This is a genomic window from Pseudomonas sp. 18175 (assembly GCF_050432925.1).
In the GTDB taxonomy this organism is placed as follows: domain Bacteria; phylum Pseudomonadota; class Gammaproteobacteria; order Pseudomonadales; family Pseudomonadaceae; genus Aquipseudomonas.
The window spans coordinates 87,019-105,503 of record NZ_JBKFTO010000002.1; the positions used below are offsets into that span (position 1 = coordinate 87,019).

Sequence of the window (18,485 nt, forward strand, 5' to 3'; positions counted from 1 at the left end):
ATGCTCTGGATAAAAGATTGCGATTGGCGTTATTTCACGCTAGCACCGACCATGGCGCCCGTCCATTACCTCAGAGTGCTGATCATGCATGAGATTATCTGGCCAGAAGGCTACCTGCCTGGCTTCACCGAAAACTTCGTCTCCAATGAAATTATCGTCGCTGGCCTCAATGCTGCCGATGTGTGGCCGTTGCTGAGCCATGCAGCAAGGTGGCCGACGTACTACGCCAACTCTGCAAATGTACGTTTGCATGATGGGCCAGGCCCTGAGTTGCAGGACGGAACGCGCTTCTACTTTGAAACCTTCGGTTTTCCGGTGGAAGCACAGTGCAATGAATGTGTTCCGCCCGTTGCTGGTCAGCCGGGGCGAATCGCTTGGCACGGTTGGGCGGGTGAGGGCGAGACACGTCTGGATGTGCACCATGCGTGGCTGATTGAGGATCTATCCCAAGGTCGTGTGCGCATCCTTACCCAGGAAACCCAGAAGGGTAAGCCGGCTGCGGACCTGGCGATGGCGCGGCCAAACCCGATGATCAATGGGCATCAGGATTGGTTGGATGGGTTGGTCAGGGCTGCGCGTTAGGCGAACACTTTGGTACTGATGCCGCTCACGCCCCCCTCGGCCCTTGGTTAATTGAAGGTATTGTCTAAAACACAGTCGAGTTAACAATGCTGTAAGGAAGATTGATTCATCTCTGTAGGTGCGTTCTGAATTGTCTGCCTGGTGTCTCAAATTATTCACGTTGGTATTGGTGAGCACTAGTATCGGGCGGGTTGCTACCTGTCCGTGACTTCTCGGAATACAAGGGTGGACCGATATGAATACGAGCGGCGAAACACGAGTTGGAGGTGTCCTAGCTGGCTGGAATCATCTGGCGGTGACGGGCCCCGTGCAGATTCGTAATGCATCTGGTGCACGTATACAGCTTGCTTCGGGTGAGTGGTGCGATGACTACATCATGGGCTGGGGATCCTGCTTTCTGGGGCACGACAGTATTGTTGTCCGTGATGCTCTTCAGCGTGCGCTGTCTCGTGGTTTTTTGCAGCAGTACGAAACTGAAGAGCATCACCGGTTGAGCGAGCTCTTTTGCGATGCCGTCCCCTGCGCGGAGAAACTGCGCCTGGTTAACTCGGGCCTGGAAGCCACGATGTACGCAGTACGCGTAGCTCGTGCGGTTACGGGCCGACGATTGATCCTGAAATTCGAAGGTCACTTCCATGGTCTGAACGATGGTCTAACTTGGAACATTGACTCCTCTGTTCGATGCGGGGCCGGGCTGGAGTCGGGAGAGCTTGAGCGAATAGAAGGCACCGTCGGGATTCCTTTGGAGTTTGGAGAGTTGACGGTGCCGTTGCCCTGGAACGACCTGGGCGCGGTAAGAAAGGCGTTTGTAACCTACTCAGGTGATATCGCCGGGATCATTCTTGAACCCATCGCCTTGAACATTGGCTGCATCAAACCGGACCATGGGTTTCTTGAAAGTCTGCGCACTCTAGCGACAGAACACGGCGCCTTGCTGATCTTTGATGAGGTGTTGACTGGTTTTCGCGCGAACATCGGTGGCGCGCAACTGGACTATGGCGTAGTGCCCGATATTGCGGCCTTCGGCAAAGCCTTCGGTTGCGGTGTATCTATCGCCGGTCTCGCGGGCAAAGCTGAGTACATGGACGTCATTGCACCGCGTGGCCCTGTCCAGATCAGTGGTACCAATACAGGTCGCTATCTCTCGGTGGCAGCTGCCTTGGCCGTTCTGCAACATATGAAGGACGGTGCGGTGTATGAGTATGTCGCGCAATTGGATAGCCAGTTGAAGCAAGGCCTTGGTGAAGTCTTTGCCCGTCATGGCATACCGTGCCACCTCGACAGCTATGGCGGCAGGATTGGCGTGCATATCGGACGTACTGATCGTCCGCGCACGATGAGGGACATTGCGCAGACCTACCCGGTAGCGTTCGCCCGAGAGCTATTTGGCCTGTTGTCGAACGAGTATGGAATGTATGGCTTTTTGCTGCCCCAGGCCTACTGCCCCGAGCCGGTGACACTCTCCGCGGCTCATACCCCCGACATGCTCGATGTAGCATGTGATCGCCTGGATGCAGCTCTGAAGAGGGTTGAATACCATGTCGGATGTCCGTTTTGGTGATGTTCTAATCCGTCCGTTTGCCGCCAGCGATATGACGCAAGCTCTTGAACTGGTTGCGCAGATAAGGTCGCAGGATGACCTGATGCAATCGGCACATGCACAGTTTTCAACTGAGCTTGGCAGGCCCCACGAAGGGCAAGTTCGCTTGGTCGCTACATTCAAAGGGACAGTCGTAGGGACAATGGGGGCAGGTCCCGGTCCTTGGCCATCATCGAAGACGCTTTGGGCGGATTGGTTGGTCGTGGATGCAGACTACCGGCAGCGCGGGATTGCCACGTTGCTATACGCGCAAATCGAGGCACACGCGTTGCGTCAGGGGAAGGCGTACCTGTGCCTGGACATCGGGAATATTGATAGGGAACGTGCAGCCTATCTTTTTCACCAGCGCAACGGGTTTCAAGTTGTCGGTCAGATCCCCGACTACTGGGGGGCGTCGGAGCACCTGCACATCATGGCTAAATATCTTAGGGCAGGGGCCTAGATTGCGATGTCTACGGTGCTGAACAACGTCAGTGAGCTGCTAGCCATTGCTCATGACTATCGAACCAGAGGTCTTGTTATTGGGTTGTGTCACGGCTGCTTCGACATCGTTCATGCGGGGCATATCCACCACCTGAAACAGGCAAAAGCAATGGTGGATCGTCTCTTCGTGTCGGTCACCGCAGACGCGTTTGTCAACAAGGGGCCGCAGAGACCAATCTTTTCTGATCAGTGTCGTGTCGAGTTCTTGGCGGCAATCCGCTACTGCGATCACGCAATTATCAATCACGCGGCGACGGCGCAGTCCTTGATCGAAGTGCTATCGCCCGACTTGTTCTTCAAGGGCGCCGATTACTGTGTCAGTGCTGATCCAAGGTTGCAGTCAGAGGCGGCGGTCGTGGAAAGCAGTGGTGGCCACGTGGTGTTGACGGACAGCACGGTGCTGGACTCAACAAGTCGACTTGCCCTGATCATTTCATCCATGGGGATGTGAAGTTGGTAGGTGTTATATGCAAACGCTGCTTTTGCTCGACCTCGACGGAACAATACTCGACACCCCTCACTACGAGGCATGGCGCAACGTTGCACGTCGGATTGAAGGGCAGGAACTGAGTTACGGGCAATACATTGCCTGCATCGCAGGACGGCCTCGACTGGAAGGTGCATCGCGTTTGTTGGCCTTGCAAAAGACCGCCCCTAGCGAGGCGCAGCGCAGGTCAAGTTTGGTCTGCGCATTGGCAAAGTCCAAACAACGTGAATTCTTGCGGCTATCGGAGCAGGCCGATTTGTTTGAGGACGCGTGGCGGCTGTTGTTGCGGATCCAAGTGGCAGACCAGCGCGTAAGGTTCTATACCGCTTCGCAGAACGCGCCCCGCCTGTTTGCTGCGGCATTACGTAAGTCAGGTGTGTTGTGTGATCCGCAGATTGAGGTCGTGCGCCAGCAACCCGATCAGAGTCGAGAGGCATTATTCAATTTTTTGCTGGGCGACTTTGAGCCGGATGGGGTAACCCTGATTGACGACTCGCCGTACTCCGTCGACTTGGCCAGTTCCATGGGTATCAGAGCCTGTCAGGTGCGGCGCAATGAGCTACATCCTCTCGCGAGCAATCCGCGTTGCACGATTCTTGCCTCGCTGGATGAGCTCAGCATTCCACTCGCTGCTCCCCGGGAGGTGGCGATATGACAAATCAATCGATTGTACTTGTCACGGGCGGGGCGGGGTACATCGGATCACGCCTGGTACCCAAGTTGTTGGCGGCCGGCTATAGGGTGAGGGTGCTGGATGCCGAGTACTTCATTAACGCACTGGTGCCGTGGGTCGCCCATCCGCGCTTTGAGTTCATCAGGGGCGATATCCGCGACCGAGTCGCCATTGACGCGGCATTAAGCGGGGTTACCACGGTCGTTCACCTCGCTGCCGTTGCCAACGATCCGAGCTTTGCCTGCGATCCTGAGGTGAGCCGATCGATCAATATCGATTGCCTTCCCCATTTGATACGCAGCGCCAAGCACAGTGGGTGTAAACGCTTTATTTACGCTTCTTCAGCCAGCGTCTACGGGATCAGCGATGAGCCCAATGTCGACGAACATCAGCCGTGCGTTCCGATCACCGACTACAACCGCTACAAAGCCGAGGGCGAGTCAATTTTGTTTGGCCTGACTGACGCGTCGTTTGAAACAGTTGCGGTCAGAGCTGCAACCGTTTGTGGTTGGTCACCGAGGCAGCGGTTGGACCTAACGGTGAATATATTGACCGCCAGCGCATTAGCCCGACAGGAAATCACGGTCTTCGGTGGCGCGCAGTACAGGCCCAATATTCATATCGACGATCTCTGCAGGCTCTACACGATGCTCGTACAGTGTGACTCGCTCGGTCAGCTTTGCGGGTGTGCAGTGAATGCGGGGGCCGATAACCGTACGATCTGCGATATCGCCGTTGAGGTGAAGCACATCGTGGAATGCTACTTTGGTGTATGCATTCCGATAAGGACCACGGCCTCCGATGATGTGCGCTCCTATCGGCTCGACTCAGCATTGGTGCAGAGGGCGTTGGGCTTTAAGTTTGTTTATACGGTACGCGATGCGGTTCTTGAGATCTGTGAGCGTTACCAATCTGGCTGGTTTGGCGACAGCACGGGCATTTTGACGGACCCGCGCTATCACAACGTTCGCAATATGCAGTGCACCGATTGGTCTTTCTCTGCGGTCGAGCGGCGGTCGTGCTGATCGTTTCCTATGGCCTGCAACAGGAGCGTGTGTGTGAGCTCAACTCACACTCGTCCGCCTACGTGTCGTGCCTGGCAACGTTGGGTAATGGGCTGCTGGGGCTTCGTCCACATGTGCCTGGCGCATCTGAACGAGCCGTAAGGATGCAGCTATTGATGGCTGGGCTGTATGCCCCAGGTGTCGGGGTGGCGCGCGAGATCGTGGCGCTGCCCGCGCCTCGAATCCTTAGGCTGTATGACGTGGATACTGGTGTGCTTGCTGCCGATGCTGACGAAGATCCACCGAGGATAACGTTATCTATGGATAGCGCGTCCGTTAGCAGCACGCAGCAATTTCGAATCAGTGACTGCGTGCTTGAGCTAATGGTTCGGCAGTTTATTGATCGGCCCGGTCAGCCAGCGATCTCTACTGTTATCAGCCTACGAAAGGTCGGAGGTAGAGGAGGGTTGCGACGTGTACGTATCGACTACGGCGTTGATGCCTGCGCGTTAAACGAGTACTTGGGGGCGTCACCCTGGTTAACGGCGCGGCACTATGAATTGGGTGCTTGCCGTCGCCGGGGCGATGGGTTCGACGTCACACTGCAAAGTGGGGAAAGAACACTTCGCTATGGCATCCAAATGCAATCGGCGTCGGCGCGCTTCAGCTCACTTGCTGTATGGGGGATTGAAAACGCCTGCTGCGTTGGGTCCGTGACCTTTGACTTCGCTAAGGTAGATCGGCAACTTCTGTTCACCCACTGGCAAATAAGCTCAGCGCCCGCATTGGCTGTGCAGCGTGCTCAGCATCCTGCACTCGGTTTCGTCATGGCTGAAGATGATCACAGCAATAGCTGGACCAAGATTTGGCAAGAACACGATGTGACTATTGAGGCGCACGGTCATCCGGTTGAACTCGGCATCAGATATGCCGTGTTTCAATTGTTACAGCAGGGGCTCGGGGCCCCGGAGCTTAAATCTGGCTTGATATCGCCTGCCCGGGGTCTTTCCAGTACTTATCACTCAGGGGCTACGTTTTTTGACACTGAGTTGCATAAATTCGAGTTCTGGTTGTGGAATGCGCCGGACGTGGCGCGGGCGCTGATCGACTTTCGCCACCGCACGCTGCAGGGGGCGTGGGATTTTGCCCGAGCCACGGGCTTTGCGGGTGCACGGTTTCCGGAGGCGTCCAACGATCTTGGGCTGGAGAATGGGCCTCGTTATGTCCTGTCATACCCGGGTGGCGAGGTCGCACGGGAATGGAGTGTCGATGAGGTGCTGCACATCTCCGCAGACGTGGCCTATGCCGTGGCGCGATATTGGGCAGCGACTGGTGATCAGGCGTATATGGAAGCGGCAGGGTACGCACTTATCTCGGACTGCGCACGATTTGCCGTGTCAGCGTTCAAATGGTCCGATCAGAAGAGTGCCTATGTCATCGGGCCTGTGATGGGGCCTGACGAGTATCACTACCATGTCAATAACAGCTTTTTCACCAATTACCTGCTTCGGTGGTGCATTACCTATGCACTCTCTTGGGCTGATCGGGGTTTTCTTCCCACCGTTCATGACGATGAACTAAGCCAGTGGCGTAACGTCAGTGAGCAGGTGTATTTGCCATGGATGACAGTGGATGGGATCTCGATTCCTGAAGAGTTTGAGGGGTACGCCGATCTTCCCGAGGCTGAGCCACGAACCTGCAAGGGGCGGGGCCCGCGGTTCGCCGATGAGCTCGAACGAGTCGCGGCGCAACAGCTAATGAACTTTGATTCCAACGTGGTGAAGCAGGCGGATGTCATTCTTTTGATGTCCATGTTCGCGGACGATTTCTCTGTTGAGGTGAAGCGTGCAGCCTTCAACTTCTACGAGCCTCGGACCGTTCACGAGTCCTCACTCAGTTACGGGCCTCACGCACGCGTTGCCGCCGATATCGACGCCGTGGACAAGTGCGCTGACTTCATCACTAAGGCAAGCCGATACAACTTAGACTTCACCCCCACGGATGACTATGCCAACGGCCTGCATCTATCTGCCTATGCAGGTGCCTGGCAGGGGCTTGTACAGGGGGTGGCTGGGCTTCGTGTCGATGATGGATGGCTCTCTCTAAACCCGAAGCTGCCTTCTGGTTGGCAAGGTTATCGGTTCGTGCTCTGTTTTCGTGGGAAGCGCTTTTGCATCGATGTCAGGGCGCAAGGCACAGCCCTCATCACCGTTGATGGAAAAGAACAGGCCACTACTTTAGACGCGAATGGGCGACTCCACATCGGAGGGGGGAAATGACATCGCTGATAGAGCGTACGCAGCCCTACCGTGATGCATTGCGCGTATCGCCATTTCGCAAGTTGCTGATTGGGCAGAGCCTGTCCATGGCGGGTGATGCGGTATGTTTGGCAGCTCTTCCTGTAGCACTGATCCGAACAGGTTTTGGCGTAGAAGTGTTCGGTTTTGTCATGGCGTCGGTAGGCGTCGGTACCGTTTTCGGTGCATGTTTAGGTGGGGTGCTGGCTGACAGACGTTCACCGAAGCGCATCTTGATGGGTACGGACCTCCTCCGGGGGGCGATGCAAGTCGGGGCTACTTTGATCATTGTTGCTGGAGCGGCCTGGTGGTGGCTGGTTCTGGTCTACCTGATGTTTGGCGTCGGGATCGGTGCATCCCGTCCCTGCGCGCAGGTCTTGCTGGTCAATTTACTGCCCAAAGAAGCCCTGGTGGCCGGCAACGGTGCAATGAGTTTTATCGACAATCTGGCAGCGGTGATCCTGCCAGCGACTGTCGGCGTGCTGATCATTCTCTGGGATCCCGTTTGGGGGATATTGATCGACGGCATCACCTTCTTTTGTGCGGCCATTTTTACTGCGTCGCTACCCGATATGGAGGCCCACGACACCGATGAGACGTTGACTCTGCGTGCGGCTTTCAACGGCATGGCAGTCATCTGTCGCCACCCGACGTTAACGCTTGGTTTTGCGGCGACCTTGGTGGTTAACGTGTTGTGCTTTCCGGTGTTTCTGGTAGTGGCTCCCTATGCCGTGAGTAGTCGCTTTGGCGATGCCATGTGGGCCATTTGTTTGGCTGCATCGGGGGCTGGCGCCTGCATTGGGTCGATGGTCACGGTACTGGCCGCAGGTCATCAGCGTTTAAAAGGGTTGGCGGTGATCAGTGGTCTGATATTGAGCGCTGCAATGGTGCTGCTAGGTATAGGGGGGGCAGCCTGGATTATTGTTTTAGGCGCTGTATTGGTGGGTTTCGTCGAGGCGTCATGGCTAACGGGGTGGGCCACATCAATGCAGATACTTTCCCCGGAGAATGATTTGGGCAAGGTGGTTGCTATGGACACCTTTATCACCAATGGTGCTTACCCATTTATCTATCTTGGTAGTGGGCTGGTTGCTGGGGTGGTCGGCTACCCGGAGACACTGATCATCGTGGCTATTATCTGCGCAATGGGCACGGCTGGCGTGGCTTTAGCTTCAGTTCTCCAGGTATCACGTAGTGGGAGGGTGAAATGATCAGGTGCAACGACGTCCAGGAACAGGCTCAGGATCTGACTGAGGCCTTCTTTGAACAGTGGCGTAACGTACTCTCGACCGGAGATTTCATCTTGGGCGAAGAAGTAACGCGGTTCGAAACATGGCTATCAGGACGCTGTAACGGGGCTCAGATTGTATCGATGAACTCTGGCACCGATGCACTGATTCTGGCAATGCGTGCGGTAGGGGTAAGGGCGGGAGATGAGGTCATCACGTGCGCTAACACCTTCATCGCAACGGTGGGTGCGATAGTGGCCGTGGGGGCGTATCCGGTGCTGGCGGATGTGGAAGAGGATGAACTCATCAGTCTCCAGACGATAGAACCGGTACTGAGTGACCGAACTAAAGCGGTTGTGACGGTGCACCTGCGGGGAAGGCCAGTGGATATGGTCCCGATCACCGCTGCGTGCCGTGCACGCGACATCGCGGTGATTGAAGACTGCGCCCAAGCGATTGGCACTCTGATAGAGGGTCGTCAGGTGGGTACGTTTGGGGACGCTGCGGCCTTCTCGTTTCATCCCTTGAAGACCCTTGGCGGCTTGGGGGACGGGGGGGCGCTTGTTACCACCAGCACGAAGATTGCTGAATACGTGCGGGGTCTGCGCAATCACGGGTTGAGATCCCGTGACGAAGCCTTCGGCTTTGGGCTCAACACACGGCTGGACGCTTTGCAGGCGGCCGCGCTCAACATCAAGACCCACTACTTGGATCTGTGGTTGCAGCGGCGTCGGGCGATCGCCACCTACTATGATGCTGTACTGGCCGACACAACCACAGGATCAGACCTTGGCCGAGGCAAGGCGGGTAGTGCTTATTACCACTATGTAGTCAGATCACACCGGCGTAACGAACTGCAGCAGTACCTCGCACATAAGGGTATCCAGACCGCAGTTCACTATCCGACGCCCATTCATTGCCAGCGAGCCTGGCTAGCTTCCAGGTCGGCTGTATCCCTTCCTGTGACGGAACGCCTGGCGAAAGAAATATTGACGCTTCCATGTCACCCGCACCTTTCGGACAGTGATGTTGAAAAGATCGCGGTAGCTATACGGGACTTCGATCTGAAATAGAGCAGAGTGCTTGGCATGATGGGTCAGGGCTGCACGTGAGACGAGCACTCAAGCGCCGACGCCAACAACCACTGCCTGAGTCGCTCGACCGGGGCGCGTAACGGCGATTGGTCGCTGTGCACCAGGTAGTAACCTTTACCGACCTTCAGAGCGGCTTCGAACACTTGCACTAAATGGCCTTGTTCGAGCGCGTCTTCCACCAGCCACGGGCTGGTCAGCACCAAGCCTTGTCCCCGGCGGGCGGCATCGATGGCCAGTTCCGGCTGGTCGAAGCGAATGCCGTTGCCCACTTCGGTATTGCCCAGGCCAACCTGGGTCAGCCAGTTGGGCCAATGCGCGTGCGATGTGGTGTAGAGCAGCGTCACGCGTTTAAGGTCGACCAACGTGTGTAGCTGCAAGCGTTCGCGATAGCTCGGGCTGCCATACACCCGCACTTCATCGTGCAGCAGCAACTCGGCGACCAGCCCCAGAACCTGCCCATCGCAATGGCGCACCGTAAGGTCAAAGCCATCGTGCGTGACGTCGACCAGCTCGGTGCTGGCGCTCAGGTGCAACTTGAGTTGCGTGTCCTGGCCGATGAGGGTCGGTATGCGTCTGGCGAACCATGAGTTGGCGAAGGCGGGCGGCAGGCTCAGCCGCACGCTTTGGTCCTGACGATTGCGCAGGGCGAGGCTGGCGTTCTCCAGCTGTATCAGCGCGGGTTGTACCTGGTCCCAATAAGTCAGTGCGGCCTGGGTGGGGTGCAACTTGCGCACACTGCGCGTGAACAACGCCACACCCAGCCACGCTTCCAGCTTGCGCACCTGTTGCCCCACGGCACCAGGCGTTACGCACATCTGCTCGGCAGCCAGCAGCGCACTGCCGGTGCGCATGACCGCGTCGAAACAGGCGATGGCTTTAAGGGGGATATCAGGTTTCATGACGCAGTTTTTCTCTTCCAAACAACGAAAAACGATGGTTTGTCACGGGTGGGGCGTGCCCGGAAAATCAATGGCTATTAACCCTGATGAGAGGACTGAACACGCCTGTTGTACGCGTAACCTGGTTCGACGACAAACCTCAAGTGGCCAAAGTGCAGGTGGCTGCGGAGATTACCCAAACATTGATCAAGCACACCGGTGTAGACCCCAAGTGGGTCCACGTTGTGTTTGAGGACGTGCCGGCGCGTAACTGGGCGGTGGCCGGGGAGCTGTTCGAGCCGGGAAAGTGATCGTGAGGAGCCACCGATGAATGTCCTGATTGTTTACGCACACCCCGAGCCTCGATCCTTCAATGGCGCGCTCAAAGACCGTGCGGTCGAGGTGTTGACCGCGCAAGGGCACGAGGTTCGAGTCAGTGATTTGTATGCGCTCGACTGGAAGCCGAGCCTGGACGCTGATGACATCACCACCCCACGTGTAGACGCCGGCTTCCTGAACCTCGCGGCCGAGCAAGAAAACATGTTCGTCCATGGCCGCTCCACGCTTGATGTGGAGCAGGAGCAGGCGAAAGTCCTGTGGTGCGATGTGCTGATCTTCCAGTTCCCGATCTGGTGGTTTTCGATGCCGGCCATTCTCAAGGGTTGGGTCGATCGCACCATGACCCGTGGCTTTGCCTACGCTTCTGGCGAGAAATACGACAACGGTAAATTCAAGGGGCGCAGGGCCATGGTCTGCGTCACGACCGGGACTGCCGAGAGCCTGTATCAGCCGGATGGCATCGACGGGAGCATCCACCACATTCTATGGCCGATTCATAACGGGATATTCCGTTACTTGGGGTTTGACGTATTGCCGCCGTACCTGGCCTGGATGCCGGGTAATGTGTGCGAGGATGAGCGTAAAAGCTATCTTGAGGACTACGCTGCGGTGTTGAAGGGTATCGATAAGGTGGCACCGTTGTTCTTTCATCCCCGTGAAGACTACGGCGACGATCAACGCTTGAAACCTGGCGTTGTGGCGCGGTCAGGTTTTCAGTGGAGCCCGCGCGTTGGCCAGACGCACGACCAGGCGGCTGACGACTTCACTTGAACCACCGAGAGGTACATGCAGTAATCGAGGTTGGAGCGTAGTGCGATTTGAGGCGACGAGCTGTAACGGATTTGGGTTGGGTATTCGTCGTCAGGACGCAAGGGGATGTAAATCGCGGTCCAATATCTAAAATTTCGGAGCAGAAACACTAAGGGCATGCATGAAGTTAATCACGCAAGCCCTTGATATATATGGTGCCGAACCCGGAATCGAACAAGATCGTATGATTCTGAAATTTCAAGGATTTCCTCATAGTTTCTGCCGTTTCTATCCCTAAAAGTATCCTGTTCTGTTATTGCCTCTGGGTGCCTGGTTTCTGGGTGTTTTATGCAAGCGATGGCAGTGAATTTCGTGGTTTCATGAGCTTTTAGTTGGAACGTTGAAAAATCATTGGGACAGGTCGTTAGAATGATTTTTTCTGGAGGCCTGCCCCCCGTTTGGCGTGAGGGAGACTTCCTGCCGTCACAGACATCTCCAACCGATCCAGCGCAATGAGGGCCCAGCAGGCCCTGTTGCTAAGGCAGCAGTAACCGCCAACTGTCAGTGATCTCCCGGCCCAGTCGTTTCAGGCGGGAGACCCTGGGCACTTCGGGGCGAAGCCTTTCCACCAGTCGGGGCGGTCAGGTTGTTGCTGGTAGGTCTGCACTTGGTCGGCCGCACTGCCCAGCAGTTGGTCAACACGCATGCCGCGTTTGGCCACATAGTCATCCAACTCGTGTATCGCCCGGGACAATACGTCGTAGCCGCCAGTGAACACGGCCGAGGTCATTTCCGTGGCGCAGGCACCGGCCAACAGGAAGCGGGCCACATCCAGGCCGTTACGCGCGCCGTTGGTGGCGATCAGCGGGTAATCGTCGCCCATGGCCCTGCGGGTCATCATCAACCAGCGGGCGGTCAAGGGCAGGGCCCAGGCGCCACCGATGGCGGCACTGGTGCCCAACAAGGGAAGGCCGGTTTCCAGGTCGGGCAGGAAGCCCATGAAGCGTCCCATCATCACCACGCTGTCGGCACCGCCACGGCGGGCGGCTTGTGCCAGGCCCACCACATCTTCGCTTTGCCCGGTGAGCTTGATCCACAGCGGCAGCCGGGTAGCCTGGCGCATGCGCGACACGATGGCTTCGATCCGCTGCGCGCCACGCTCAAGCACAATCGCGCCCTTGGCGGCCTCCTCGCCGTGGGGCGCACCGATATTCAGCTCCAGCACTCGCAAGCCTGCCTGCTCGATCTGCCGCGCGTAGTCGGCGCACTGTTCCAGGTCGCTGAGGATCAGGCTGGGCACCACGTAGGCGTCTTGTGCCCGTGCCTCGAGATCCAGGCCTGCCAGTTCGTCCAGCCATTCGTCGAAGCCGCGCTGTACCAGGCCCGAGCGGCCGAACAGGCTGGCGTCGGGCGGTGGCGAGAAGTCCCACGGCAGACGGTTCCAATTGGCGTCCAGCAGCACATAGTCGGTCTTGTCCAACTGCTGCTTGGCGGCCTGGGATTCGTTGGTGGATTTGGCCACCACCGCCCCGGCCCCGGTGGCCAGGGCAGCGCGGATGGCCTCGCGGGTCATGGTTTGTTCGCCGGCCCCACAGATGACCGGGTTCTTCAGCACTACGGAGCCTACCTGGGTGGTCAGTCGCGTCATGTCGGAGGCACTCACAGGTTCATCAGGCGTGCAGCGTTACCGGAGGTCATCTTGCGGATGTCCTGGTCGCTGTATTGCAGGTCGAGCAGCTGGCCGATCACATTGCGAAAGCCCTCGGCAATGCTGGGATTGCCTTGTTGGCCGAGGTCGGAGCCCAAAATGGTCAGGTCCACCGTACCGGCTTCGATCACTTGGCGCAGGAACTGGTCATCGTAGAACTTGAACTTGGAGCCGGGCACCCACATGCACATTGAATGTTCCATGTACACGCCGTCGCGGGCCAGTTGGCGCATGTCGTCCAGGCTGGCGTCCACCACATAGGTGGGGTGGTTGACCAGCAGGCGCTTGACTCCGCGCGTGCGTGCCTCTTCAAACAGCGGCCAGATTTCGCGGATGTTCAAGTGCCCGGCCGACAGCACCACGTCTTCGGCGGCGATCAGGTCGAGGATGGCCTTGACCTCGTCCTTGAGCAGGCCGTTATCGTCCAGCACGGTCAAGGGAATCGGTTGCAGCATGCGTTGAGTTGTCTGGGGGAATTTTTCGGTGAACTTGGCGTCCTGATGGTGATGGGCGATGTGGTTGGCCGAAGAAAAGGTGGGCATCCACACCAGGTTGGCGCCCAGCTTCAAGCCATGCTCCACGGCGTGCACGTTGAGGCCGCCCACGGCGTTGTTCAGCGGCACGCCGGAGAGCATGTGCACGTCGAGTTCGCTGAAGTGCTTGTTGAGCAGCTTGGTGACCGGGGTGCAGCTGTAGTAGTGGTCCTTGAGCAGCACGGCCTTGAGCCCGGCTTCGCTGGCTTCGCGCATGGCCTCGACGTGGTCGCAATAGCGCGGCATCACCGACGGGCCGCTGTGGCAATGCAGGTCGATGGCACCGCGCATCAGGTCGTCGATGTGCGCCTTGCGCTCTTCGCTGATGGGGGAATTGACGATAGCGTTCATAAGGGTGACCTCTTGTTGTTGTGGCTGGCTCAGTGGGTCAAGCCATGAAAGTGACGGGCCTGTTGCTGCCAGCCGGCGCGCAGCACCGCCTGGTCCGAGCCCAGAATAAAAAAGCGCATGCCCTTGGCGCTGAACCGCGCCAGGTCTTCGCTGTTGGCGACGAAAATCCCGGCGGCCTTGCCGGCTTGTTGTGCGGCTTCCAGCACGCGGTTCACGGCGGACTCCACGCGCGGGTCGTCCAGTGAGCTGGCGCCCAACGACACCGCCAAGTCGGCGCGCCCCACCAACAGGCAGTCGACCTGTTCGACGGCAGCGATGGCGGCCAGGTTGTCCAGGGCTTCGCGGTCTTCGATCTGGGCGATGATGGCGTGGCGGCCGTCTTCGGCAGCCGTGTGTTCGGCCAGGTTGGCGCGACCGTATCCGCCGGCCCTGGGCGAATTGGAAAAGCCCCGGCTGCCGTTGCGATACCGCGTGGCCTGCAGCAACTGGCGCGCCTGGGCGGCATTGACGATGTGCGGCAATACCAGCCCGTCGGCACCGAGGTCCAGCGCCTGCAATAGGGTGGCGGGGCGGTCGTCGGCAACACGTACCAGGCCGGCGATATTGGCGGCGCGGCAGGCCAGCAGCCCACGGTCCAGGCTGCCCGGCTCGAAGGGCGCGTGCTCGGCGTCCAGCACCACGGCATCCAGCCCGCAGTCACCAGCAATCTCGACCACGGCGTGGCTGGGGGTCTTGATAAAGCTGCTGATCAGCGACTCCCCGGCGCGCAACCGCGCTGCGAACCCCAGGCGGCTCATGCCGGTGCTCGCTCGGCTTCGGCGAACTCGGCGGCCTGGTATTGGATCAGGTGGCGGTAGTCGTCACGGATCGGCGAAAACACGTCGAGGTTCATCACCACCTCATCGCCCACAGGTTCGGCGTAGTGCACCACATGGGGCGGGATGCGGATCATGCTGCCCGGGCCGCCTTCGACCACTTCGTCGCCCAGGTGAAAGCGCACCCGGCCCTGAACAATGATCACCAGTTGTTCAAAGGTATGGCTGTGGGGAAACACGTCCATGCCCGGGGTCAGCCAGTTCATCACGCAGAGGGTGTCGTCGCCACGGAATGCCACGCGCTCGACGCCTTTGCGCACGGTTTCGCGGGGCAGGTCGTTCCAGTTATGAAGCAGTGCATTGACTAGGCTCATCGGTTGTTCCTTTTGTTTCTTTTGTAGGAATAGTGTTTCTCTGTGGGATAAAGCTAGCGCGCCATTAAAGCACTGGTCAAGTGCCTTTTTCGGCCTTGACAGTGCGCCCTGTGCAAACCTAGGATTGAGTCGTTCAGAGAAATACAGTTTCTCTCAGTGAAACTTTATATTCACACTTGGAAGGTCTGGTACATGCGAGTTATCGAATCCCTGCTGATTGACGGCCAATGGTCCACGGGCACCCACCCGCAACACGCCGATGTGTTCAATCCCGCCAGTGGCGAACTGATCGCCAAGCTCGGCCTGGCCTCTACCGCTGACCTGGACCGCGCCCTGGCCGCTGCGCAGCGTGGCTTCCAGGTGTGGCGCAAGACCAGCGCCTACGACCGCTCGAAAATCTTGCGCAAGGCTGCCGACCTGGTGCGCCAGCGCTCCGATGAAATTGCCGCCTTGATCACCCTGGAGCAGGGCAAGCCACTGGCCGAAGCCAAGATGGAGGCCTTCGGTGCCGGTGACCATATCGACTGGTACGCCGAAGAAGGTCGCCGCGCCTACGGGCGGGTGATCCCGCCACGGGCCCGTGGTGTTCGCCAGACCGTGCTGCGTGAGCCCGTTGGTCCGGTGGCGGCCTTCAGCCCGTGGAACTTCCCGGTCAGCCAATTGGTGCGCAAGATCGCCGGCGCCCTGGCGGCGGGGTGTTCGATCATTGCCAAGGGGCCGGAAGAAACCCCGTCGTCCTGCATCGAGTTGTGCCGTGCATTCCAGGATGCTGGCGTACCGGCCGGGGTGTTGAACCTGGTGTTCGGTGTGCCGGCCGACGTGTCGGACTACCTGATCCGCTCACCGGTGATCCGCAAGGTCTCGTTTACCGGCTCGGTGCCGGTGGGGCGCGCACTGGGCGCGCTGGCCGGGCAGCACCTCAAGCGCTGCACCCTGGAGCTGGGCGGGCACGCTCCTTTCATCGTGTGCGATGACGTCGACGTAAAGGCCGTGGCGGCTCTGGGCGCGGGCCTCAAGTTCCGTAACGGCGGGCAGATTTGCGCATCGCCAACCCGCTTCTATGTGCAGGCCGCGGTGTACGAGCAGTTTGTCGAAGCGTTCTGCCAGGCCGGTGCCGCCATCAAGTTGGGCGACGGTCACGATGCCTCCACGCAATTGGGCCCATTGGCCAACCCACGTCGCGTGAGCGCGGTGCAGGAATACGTCGATGACGCCCTGGCCCTGGGCGCCCAGTTGGCGTTGGGCGGCAAGGGCACGCAGGGACCGGGTTTCTTCTACCCCGCCACGGTACTGACCGATGTGCCTGAAAGCGCACGGGTCATGCATGAAGAACCCTTCGGCCCAATTGCCTCAATCGTGCGTTTCGACACGGTTGAAGAGGTGATCGAGAAGGCCAATAGCCTGCCGTTCGGGCTGGCGGCATTTGCCTTCACCCGCTCGATCCAGCGTGCCACGTTGCTGGCCGATGAGCTGGAGTCGGGGATGGTTTCCATCAACCACTTTGGCCTGGCCGCGCCCGAGACACCGTTCGGCGGCGTGAAGGACAGTGGCTACGGCAGTGAAGGCGGCAGTGAAGGGCTGGACGCTTACTTCACCACCAAATTCGTCAGCCAGGTCGGCTGACGAACACCCAAGCCATCGAGAACAATAACAATGAAGACCGTTGACTATATTGTCGTCGGTGCCGGTTCTGCCGGCTGTGCGCTAAGCGCACGGCTGGCGAGCGCGGGCAAGCAGGTGCTGTTGCTGGAAGCTGGGCCTGCCGACAATCATCCCTATATTCATATTCCCGGCACATTCATCCGCGTACATGGTTCGCGGCGTACCTGGATGTACCGCACCGAGCCCGAGCCCTTCGTCAACCAGCGGCAGGTCTACATCCCCCAGGGCCGTACCCTGGGCGGTGGCAGTTCGGTCAACGCGATGATCTACATTCGCGGCCAGGCCGAAGACTACGACCATTGGCAAGCCAGCGGTTGCCCTGGCTGGGGCTGGCAGGATGTGCTGCCGGTGTTTCGCCGCTGTGAGTCCAACACACGCCTGGGCGGGGAGTTGCACGGCCAGCATGGCCCGCTCCACGTCAGCGACCCCAGCCACCGCCATGTGTTGAGTCGTGCCTTCGTGCAGGCAGCGGTAGAGGCGGGCGTGCCGGCCACCGAGGATTTCAACGGCGTGCGCCAGGAGGGCGCGGGTTTCTATCAGACCACCACGTCACACGGGCGGCGTGCCAGTTCGGCGGTGGCCTACCTGCGGCCGTTGCGTAATGACCCCAACCTGGAAGTGCGCACCGAGACCCACGTGAGCCAACTGCTGTTCGATGGCGTGCGCGTGATCGGTGTGCGGGCCGCCGGGCGTGATGGCGTAGCGCACACATTCCGTGCCCGAGCCGAGGTGATCGTCAGCGCTGGGGCGATTGCCTCGCCGAAGTTGCTGATGCTGTCGGGCATCGGTCCCCGCCAACACCTGGACGAGATGGGTATTGCCACCCGTGTCGATGCGCCGGGTGTGGGTGAAAACTTCCAGGACCATCTCAGTGCATCGGTCTACGCCCAGACCCGCAAGCCGGTGAGCCTGCTCGGTCATGACCGCGGCCTGCACGCGCTGGGGCATGGCCTCAAGTACCTGGCCAATCGCAGTGGCCTGCTCAGTTCCAACGTGGTGGAAAGTGGTGCCTTCGTCGATGCCACCGGTTGCGGTCGGCCCGACGTGCAGTTCCATGTGGTGCCGGCGCTGGTGGGCGATGTGGACCGTCTGCCCCCCAGTGGCCATGGCATTTCCATCAACCCGTGCGCATTACGCCCGCGCTCCCGGGGCCAACTGCGGCTCAAGAGCGCCGACCCGATGCAGGAGGTGTCGCTCAAGGCCAACTACCTCAGCGATGCGCACGACCTGCACACCCTGGTTGCCGGGGTGAAGCTGGCGCGGCGCATCCTGCGGGCACCGGCCCTGGCGGGCGTGGTGCAAAACATGCTGTTGCTGCCGGACCACGATGAGGTGCCCGACACGGTGCTGGAGGACTACGTACGCAGTGTGGCCAAGACGGTGTTCCACCCGGCGGGCACCTGTCGCATGGGCACGGATGCCGCCGCCGTGGTGGGGCCGGACTTGCGCGTGTATGGGGTGCAGGGGCTGCGGGTGGCCGATGCGTCGATCATGCCCACCATCGTCAGTGGCAACACCAATGCGCCGAGCATCATGATCGGTGAGCGCTGTGCCGACTTCATCCTGGGGAGTGCCGCCTGAGCTGCTGACCCCACACTTTCTTCGCCACTACAACAATTACAAGAG

At 59.1% G+C, this 18,485-nt stretch carries 18 protein-coding genes; 13 read left to right on the top strand and 5 right to left on the bottom strand.

Annotation, left to right across the window (positions count from 1 at the left end; translation table 11 throughout):
• From ACLD1Y_RS03445 to ACLD1Y_RS03485, 9 genes are all read left to right on the top strand, one after another.
• Positions 1 to 582 carry an SRPBCC domain-containing protein gene (locus tag ACLD1Y_RS03445; protein ID WP_429475478.1) on the top strand — a complete coding sequence of 194 codons (582 nt, stop codon included), beginning with the start codon at positions 1 to 3 and terminating at the stop codon, positions 580 to 582.
• A gap of 235 nt (positions 583 to 817) precedes the next feature.
• On the top strand, positions 818 to 2,143 hold the full coding sequence (locus tag ACLD1Y_RS03450; RefSeq protein WP_429475480.1) for an aspartate aminotransferase family protein: 1,326 nt from the start codon (positions 818 to 820) through the stop codon (positions 2,141 to 2,143).
• Positions 2,121 to 2,624 (top strand): GNAT family N-acetyltransferase, encoded by a 504-nt coding sequence (locus ACLD1Y_RS03455; protein WP_429475481.1) that lies wholly within the window; start codon positions 2,121 to 2,123, stop codon positions 2,622 to 2,624. Before ACLD1Y_RS03450 ends, ACLD1Y_RS03455 begins: the two co-directional genes overlap by 23 nt.
• Before the next feature lie 6 nt (positions 2,625 to 2,630).
• Positions 2,631 to 3,116 (top strand): adenylyltransferase/cytidyltransferase family protein, encoded by a 486-nt coding sequence (locus tag ACLD1Y_RS03460; protein ID WP_429475483.1) that lies wholly within the window; start codon positions 2,631 to 2,633, stop codon positions 3,114 to 3,116.
• A 16-nt stretch (positions 3,117 to 3,132) separates the two neighbouring features.
• Positions 3,133 to 3,807, top strand: a complete 675-nt coding sequence (locus tag ACLD1Y_RS03465; protein WP_429475485.1) for a hypothetical protein — start codon at positions 3,133 to 3,135, stop codon at positions 3,805 to 3,807.
• Positions 3,804 to 4,850, top strand: coding sequence for an NAD-dependent epimerase/dehydratase family protein (locus ACLD1Y_RS03470; protein ID WP_429475487.1), 1,047 nt, complete (start codon positions 3,804 to 3,806; stop codon positions 4,848 to 4,850). The genes ACLD1Y_RS03465 and ACLD1Y_RS03470 overlap by 4 nt, the downstream gene beginning before the upstream one ends.
• Positions 4,844 to 7,108, top strand: a complete 2,265-nt coding sequence (locus ACLD1Y_RS03475) for a glycosyl hydrolase family 65 protein (RefSeq protein ID WP_429475489.1) — start codon at positions 4,844 to 4,846, stop codon at positions 7,106 to 7,108. The genes ACLD1Y_RS03470 and ACLD1Y_RS03475 overlap by 7 nt, the downstream gene beginning before the upstream one ends.
• Complete coding sequence (locus ACLD1Y_RS03480; RefSeq protein ID WP_429475491.1) at positions 7,105 to 8,337, top strand: MFS transporter; 1,233 nt, start codon at positions 7,105 to 7,107, stop codon at positions 8,335 to 8,337. Before ACLD1Y_RS03475 ends, ACLD1Y_RS03480 begins: the two co-directional genes overlap by 4 nt.
• On the top strand, positions 8,334 to 9,428 hold the full coding sequence (locus tag ACLD1Y_RS03485) for a DegT/DnrJ/EryC1/StrS family aminotransferase (protein ID WP_429475493.1): 1,095 nt from the start codon (positions 8,334 to 8,336) through the stop codon (positions 9,426 to 9,428). The genes ACLD1Y_RS03480 and ACLD1Y_RS03485 overlap by 4 nt, the downstream gene beginning before the upstream one ends.
• Positions 9,429 to 9,451: 23 nt before the next feature.
• Here ACLD1Y_RS03485 and ACLD1Y_RS03490 read toward each other — a convergent pair whose 3' ends face one another.
• Positions 9,452 to 10,348, bottom strand: a complete 897-nt coding sequence (locus ACLD1Y_RS03490) for a LysR substrate-binding domain-containing protein (RefSeq protein WP_429475495.1) — start codon at positions 10,346 to 10,348, stop codon at positions 9,452 to 9,454.
• 86 nt (positions 10,349 to 10,434) lie between these two features.
• Here ACLD1Y_RS03490 and ACLD1Y_RS03495 point away from each other — a divergent pair, with 86 nt between their 5' ends.
• Positions 10,435 to 10,638 (top strand): tautomerase family protein, encoded by a 204-nt coding sequence (locus ACLD1Y_RS03495; RefSeq protein ID WP_429475497.1) that lies wholly within the window; start codon positions 10,435 to 10,437, stop codon positions 10,636 to 10,638.
• A 16-nt stretch (positions 10,639 to 10,654) separates the two neighbouring features.
• Complete coding sequence (locus ACLD1Y_RS03500) at positions 10,655 to 11,437, top strand: NAD(P)H-dependent oxidoreductase (RefSeq protein ID WP_429475498.1); 783 nt, start codon at positions 10,655 to 10,657, stop codon at positions 11,435 to 11,437.
• A 565-nt stretch (positions 11,438 to 12,002) separates the two neighbouring features.
• On the opposite strand, the gene ACLD1Y_RS03505 is transcribed toward ACLD1Y_RS03500, so the two are convergent.
• The 4 genes from ACLD1Y_RS03505 to ACLD1Y_RS03520 are packed head-to-tail and all read right to left on the bottom strand — an operon-like array spanning position 12,003 to position 15,197.
• Entirely contained in the window at positions 12,003 to 13,064 is a 1,062-nt protein-coding gene (locus ACLD1Y_RS03505; protein ID WP_429475500.1) for a dihydroorotate dehydrogenase, read from the bottom strand.
• A gap of 11 nt (positions 13,065 to 13,075) precedes the next feature.
• Positions 13,076 to 14,008 (bottom strand): DUF6282 family protein, encoded by a 933-nt coding sequence (locus ACLD1Y_RS03510; RefSeq protein WP_248482840.1) that lies wholly within the window; start codon positions 14,006 to 14,008, stop codon positions 13,076 to 13,078.
• 29 nt (positions 14,009 to 14,037) lie between these two features.
• Positions 14,038 to 14,805: an HpcH/HpaI aldolase family protein gene (locus tag ACLD1Y_RS03515; protein WP_429475502.1), complete on the bottom strand. Its 768-nt coding sequence runs from the start codon at positions 14,803 to 14,805 to the stop codon at positions 14,038 to 14,040.
• Positions 14,802 to 15,197 carry a cupin domain-containing protein gene (locus tag ACLD1Y_RS03520; RefSeq protein ID WP_248482836.1) on the bottom strand — a complete coding sequence of 132 codons (396 nt, stop codon included), beginning with the start codon at positions 15,195 to 15,197 and terminating at the stop codon, positions 14,802 to 14,804. The genes ACLD1Y_RS03515 and ACLD1Y_RS03520 overlap by 4 nt, the downstream gene beginning before the upstream one ends.
• A gap of 192 nt (positions 15,198 to 15,389) precedes the next feature.
• Between ACLD1Y_RS03520 and ACLD1Y_RS03525 the strand changes: the two genes are divergently transcribed.
• Together ACLD1Y_RS03525 and ACLD1Y_RS03530 are read left to right on the top strand one after the other, a co-directional pair.
• A complete protein-coding gene (locus tag ACLD1Y_RS03525; protein ID WP_429475505.1) occupies positions 15,390 to 16,820 on the top strand; it encodes an NAD-dependent succinate-semialdehyde dehydrogenase in 1,431 nt (476 codons plus the stop codon).
• 30 nt (positions 16,821 to 16,850) lie between these two features.
• A complete protein-coding gene (locus ACLD1Y_RS03530) occupies positions 16,851 to 18,440 on the top strand; it encodes a GMC family oxidoreductase (protein WP_429475507.1) in 1,590 nt (529 codons plus the stop codon).
• Positions 18,441 to 18,485: the final 45 nt, after the last annotated feature.